Raw genomic sequence first — 4,115 nt, 5'->3', positions numbered from 1 at the left:
CGCGGCGCTCCCGGGCACGGCCGCGCCGGGTCGCGCCGCACCCGACCGCACCGGACCGGCGGGGGCGGTCGCGTGACCGCCCGGCTCGCCGTCACCGGCCCCGAGAGCACCCCGACGCCGCGCGTCGTCCCGTTCCCCGCCGCCCGCGCGCCCGAGGACGGTCCCGGCGTGGTGATCGGCACCGTCGACCTGCCCGGCGCCAGCCGCGACGCACCCGACCACGGCCCGGCGGCGACGCTGGACGACCTGGTCCGCACCCACCTGCCCGGTCTGCTCCGCTACGCGACGATCCTGGTCGGCGACGAGCACACCGCCGCCGACCTGGTGCAGGAGGTGCTGCTGCGGGCGCACGTGCGCTGGCACCGGATCGCCCTGACCGAGCGGCCCGACCTGTACCTGCGGCGCATGGTCACCAACGAGCACCTGTCGTGGCGGCGGCGCTGGCACGTGCGCACGATCCGGCCCGCGTCGGACGAGGTGCTGGCCGCCCACGCGGACGTCGCGCGCGACCACGCGCACGGCCTCACCGAGCACGACGCCATGTGGCGGCGGCTCGCCGACCTGCCCGCGCGGCAGCGCACCGTCCTGGTGCTGCGCTACTACGAGGGCCTCGCGGACGTCGACATCGCGGCGGTGCTGGGCACCTCCGCGGCGACGGTCCGCTCCCACGCTTCGCGCGCGCTGACGACGCTGCGCGCCACCGACCCGACGTCCGAGGAGACGCGATGACCGAGCACCGCCCGAACCCGGGTGCCGACGACGACCTGGCGCGCCGTGTCGCCGCGGCGCTGCGGGACCGGGAGCCGTCCGCGGACACGACGCAGGCCGCCGCGGACCGGATCGCCGACCGGCTCGCCGCCGCGCAGACGCAGGCGCGCGTCGTCCCGCTGGCCCGCCGCGTGGGCACGGTCGCCGCCGCGGGTGTCGTGACGTCGACGGTCGTGGTGCTGGGCGCGGGCGCCGCGGCGGCCGCCAACCCGTACTCGGGGTTCGCGGTCGCGGTGGAGAACGTCGCGCACGCGGTCGGCGTGGACTGGTCGGCGATGCCCGAGGGGTACACGCGCGACCAGTACACGGCGTTCTGGGACGCCGGGTACACGGTCGGCGACGTGCAGGCGCTGGAGGACCTGTGGCAGGTGGACGCGACGACGGCGAAGGCCCAGGCGGGCCAGCTGCTGCTCGACGGCGCCGACGTGCCGGTGGCTCCCGGGTCCGCGCAGCAGACCCCGGAGCCCGTCGACACCTCCGACCCGCTGACGGCCTACTTCGACTCCGGGTACTCCCTCGCCGAGGCGGAGCAGCTCGCGGACCTCTGGCAGGTCGACCTCGGCGAGGCCAAGGTCCGCGCGGGGCAGATGATCGTGGACGGGGAGCAGCCGCCGGTCCCGGCGCCCTGAGGTCGCGCGCGCGACACGCGTGCGGGACGCGGGCAGGACGGCCCCGGGCGTGCTGAGGTGGGGATCGGGCGGGAAGCGCTGACCACGATCAGGTGAATCGGGACCTCGGTCCCATGAAGTTCCTGGTCAGTGGTCGATCGGACGGCGGGGCCGTGCCGCGTGCCCCGTCCCGCTGCCCCGTGCCGCTCTCCCGTCCCGGAAGGACCCTCTGTGCTGCGACCGACCCGGATCCTGCTGCGCGACGGCGAGACCCGCGCCCTGCTGCGCGCCGTCGACCTGCGGGGCCACACCGTCCGGATCGAGGGCACCGCGGGCGCGTTGCGGGTGGAGGACCTGACGACCGAGACGCTGCTGGTCGACGCCCCGATGGCCCAGCTGGAGCTGATCGACGGCGAGACCATCACGTACGCCGGGGCGGGGCGGGTGCTGGACCAGCGCGAGCTGCGCTACCTGCGGATCACGCTGGAGTTCGTCGAGACCTCGTCCCGGCCGCTGCCGCGCGTCGGGATCTGAGCCGCCGCCCGCGTCCCGTCCCGCAGCCCGTCGCGCACCGCCTCCAGCCAGGCGGTGCCGTGCTCCTGGTCGGGCTCGAGGTAGTTCCCCTCGGCCCACTCGTTCCACGACTTCAGCCACAGCAGCCGCTCCTGCGCGGGCCGGTCGGCGAGCAGGGCGGTGGCGTCGGCGACGTGCCGGCGCAGCACCCGCGGCCCGGTCCCGGTGAGCACGAACCCGCGGCGGCCGGACCGCGGGGTGTTGTCCCAGTTGGCGATCACGCAGGGCTGCCGGGTGGGGCGCAGTCCGAGGTGCGCCATGTAGTCCGCGCGCACGGGGTACCGCTCCGGTCCGCGCGAGAGCCGGCGGGCGATGCGGCGTCGCCAGAACTCGCGACGGCCGAACCGCACGGGCATCCGCATCTGGATCCCGGCGTCGAAGCCCGCGGCCTCGGCGTCCGGGAACCCCTCGCCCCAGTCGAACCAGTCCGAGATCTCGGCGACCAGGTACAGCCCGGGCAGGCCGCCGGCGCGGGCCAGGGCCTGCCACCGGTCGACGAAGGCCGCGGGGTCGGGCAGCTCCGCGGGCTTGTGCACGACGAGCACGGGACGGTCGTCGACGCGCAGGTAGCGGGGGTCGTGGAACGCGGGCAGCAGGGCCTGCACGTGCGCGCGGTCGTCCTCCGGGCCGGGGTAGGTCTGCTCGACGAGGACCCGGTTGGGTGCGCCGTGCCAGGTGCCGCTCCAGGTCTCGTTGGCCCACGCCAGGCAGAACCCGGTGTCCGGGGCGCCGGACGCCAGCACCTCCGCGAAGGGTCGTTCGAGCAGCTGGCGCCCGCCGCCGAACCAGTAGTGCCAGTAGCAGAACGCCTCGATGCCGTGCGCCCGGGCCAGGTCGCCCTGGGCGGCGCGCACCTCGGGGACCCGCAGGTCGTAGAACCCGAGGTCGGCGGGCAGGTGCGGCTGCCGGTGGCCGGGGAACAGCGGCCGCCCCCGGACGGTGTTGGTCCACTCGGTGAACCCCGGCCCCCACCAGGCGTCGTTCTCCGGGACGGGGTGGTACTGCGGGAGGTAGAACGCGATCGCGCGCGCACCGAGGTCGTCCATGGTGAGGCCCCCTGTCGACCGGGTCGGGTGCGCGGCGCTGCGTGCCCGATTTGTCCGGTTCTGCGACGAGCATGGGCCCGCCCGGGCGCTCCCGCAAGGCGACACGGCGGCGTCAGCGGGCGTGCCGGTTCCCGTGCTCGGCGGCGCGCGCCACCGCGAGCCCGGCGGCCCAGCCGGGGGCCCGCAGCCCGGCCGGGGGTCGGTGCGCCTCCGGGTCGAGCCCGGTGCGCACGAGCAGCCACGCGACGACGGAGTTCGACGTCCACATGTCGCCGGTGCCGCCGGGGTCGCGTCCCCAGGTCGGGGTCGGCACGAGGGGCAGGGCGGCGAGCAGCGCGCGAGCCGCGGGCGTCACGGAGCGGGCGTCGGGGGAGCCGTGCGGCGACCAGCGGTGCACCTCGTAGCGGAACCAGCGCGACCGCCCCAGCCAGCGCGCGCCGACCGGGCCCTCCGCGAGCACGGCGCGCTCCGGGCGCACCTGGCCCCACACCGGGGTCATCTCGACCCGCGTCGTCCCCACGGTCAGCGACCCGTGCACGAGCGCGCACCGCGGGCGTCCGTCGCGGGCGGCAGACAGCGCCTCGTGCACGCGCCCGCTCGCGCGGACCACGGCCGGGCCGTCCGCACCGAGGTGGGTCCAGGTGACGCGGATGCCGGACGCGTCCTCGTGTGCGTGCACCGGCCCGGCCTCCCGTGCCGGGGTCCCGTCGACGCGCGTCGACCCGGCGACCCCATCGACCCACGGCGGGGCACCGGGGGACACGGACGGAGGTCCCGCCTACGCTCTACAGGCAAAAACCTACAGGGTGTAGGTTGGGGTGCATGGCCCACGTCGGACTCACCCCCGCCCGCGTCGTGGCCGAGGCCGCCGCGCTCGCGGACGAGCTCGGCTCCTCCGACGCCCTCACGCTCACCGCCGTCGCCCGCCGCCTCGGCGTGCAGACCGCCAGCCTGTACGCGCACGTCCGCGACCGCGAGGCCCTGCTCGACGGGCTCACCGCGCTCGCGCTCGCCGAGGTCGGGGCCCGCATCGCCACCGGCGTCGCCGGGCGGTCCGGCCGCGCGGCGCTCGCGGGCTACGCCGACGCGTTCCGCGACTACGCCCGCGCGCACCCCGGCC

The 4,115-nt window shown here is 76.8% G+C and carries 6 protein-coding genes; 4 read left to right on the top strand and 2 right to left on the bottom strand.

Annotated elements, in window-relative coordinates; translation table 11 throughout:
- The 3 genes from EBM89_RS19810 to EBM89_RS19800 all read left to right on the top strand — a co-directional run.
- Positions 1-729 (top strand): RNA polymerase sigma factor (locus EBM89_RS19810; RefSeq protein ID WP_233571879.1); only part of this gene is annotated, 729 nt, incomplete at its 5' end.
- Entirely contained in the window at positions 726-1,397 is a 672-nt protein-coding gene (locus EBM89_RS19805) for a hypothetical protein (RefSeq protein ID WP_122151302.1), read from the top strand. The genes EBM89_RS19810 and EBM89_RS19805, both read left to right, overlap by 4 nt.
- A gap of 210 nt (positions 1,398-1,607) precedes the next feature.
- The gene (locus EBM89_RS19800) at positions 1,608-1,910 is read left to right on the top strand and encodes a hypothetical protein (protein WP_122151301.1); all 303 of its coding nucleotides are present in this window, start codon (positions 1,608-1,610) and stop codon (positions 1,908-1,910) included.
- Here the strand turns inward: EBM89_RS19800 and EBM89_RS19795 are convergent.
- Both EBM89_RS19795 and EBM89_RS19790 read right to left on the bottom strand, forming a co-directional pair.
- Entirely contained in the window at positions 1,844-2,995 is a 1,152-nt protein-coding gene (locus tag EBM89_RS19795) for a glycosyltransferase WbsX family protein (RefSeq protein ID WP_122151300.1), read from the bottom strand. The two genes, EBM89_RS19800 and EBM89_RS19795, sit on opposite strands and share 67 nt — an antisense overlap.
- 112 nt (positions 2,996-3,107) lie before the next feature.
- The gene (locus EBM89_RS19790) at positions 3,108-3,674 is read right to left on the bottom strand and encodes a hypothetical protein (RefSeq protein WP_122151304.1); all 567 of its coding nucleotides are present in this window, start codon (positions 3,672-3,674) and stop codon (positions 3,108-3,110) included.
- Positions 3,675-3,817: 143 nt separating this feature from the next.
- Between EBM89_RS19790 and EBM89_RS19785 the strand changes: the two genes are divergently transcribed.
- On the top strand, positions 3,818-4,115 hold a 298-nt coding region (locus EBM89_RS19785; RefSeq protein ID WP_122151299.1), incomplete at its 3' end, for a TetR/AcrR family transcriptional regulator.

The organism is Cellulomonas triticagri, assembly GCF_003696205.1.
Taxonomy (GTDB): Bacteria; Actinomycetota; Actinomycetes; order Actinomycetales; family Cellulomonadaceae; genus Cellulomonas; species Cellulomonas triticagri.
This window is presented reverse-complemented; position numbering and strand designations above follow the sequence as displayed.

What these genes read in the sequence shown, in the direction of transcription:
- EBM89_RS19805 (WP_122151302.1), top strand. Translation starts at nt 726, where the DNA reads ATGACCGAGCACCGCCCGAACCCGGGTGCCGACGACGACCTGGCGCGC.
- EBM89_RS19795 (WP_122151300.1), bottom strand. Translation starts at nt 2,995, where the DNA reads ATGGACGACCTCGGTGCGCGCGCGATCGCGTTCTACCTCCCGCAGTAC.